This window comes from Mitsuaria sp. TWR114, assembly GCF_007997345.1.
In genome coordinates, this window is the sequence record NZ_VOSR01000724.1 from 1 (window position 1) to 568 (window position 568).

At 73.4% G+C, this 568-nt stretch carries 1 protein-coding gene; it reads left to right on the forward strand.

What is annotated here, in order from left to right; translation table 11 throughout:
* Positions 1 to 365: 365 nt before the first annotated feature.
* Positions 366 to 568 (forward strand): hypothetical protein (locus FUT87_RS31045; RefSeq protein WP_255511979.1); only part of this gene is annotated, 203 nt, incomplete at its 3' end.

Sequence of the window (568 nt, forward strand, 5' to 3'; positions counted from 1 at the left end):
AGCTGGTCATGACCGGCGATTGTGGCCCCGATGCGGCCGCGCACGTAAAGTCGCGGCCCCATGAGCCTGACGACCACCCTCCCGTCCGCCCCGGCTCGCCTGCCGGGCGTGCCGTTCGCCTTCGCCGGCGGATATGGACCGCACTGCGGCGGCGTTCACGCGCTGGTGCGGGAGAACGGTGGTCGCGTGTGGGCGCGGCTTGCTGCGCCGCTCGAAGGCAGCCCGACCTGGCTCCATCTGGCCGAGGGCGGACGGCGGCTGCACGCGCTGTTCGAGGACAGTCACGAGCTCGCGAGCTTCGCGGTCGATCCCGACGACGGGGCGCTCACGCTGATGTCGCGGGTCGCGACGGGCGCACGCTGCCGGTGCATCTCGCCTTCGACGACAACGCCGGCCGCGCGCGCGAGGCATGGATCGCGCATTACGGCGATGGCAGCGTGCGGCGCGCCGTGGTGGAGAGCGACGGTGCGCTGCGTGCGCCCGATCGGTCGATCGCTCCCAGGCCCGGCGCCGAGCCGCATGCGCACATGGTGCGCCGGCATCCGCGCTGGCCGCTGATGCTGGCCAC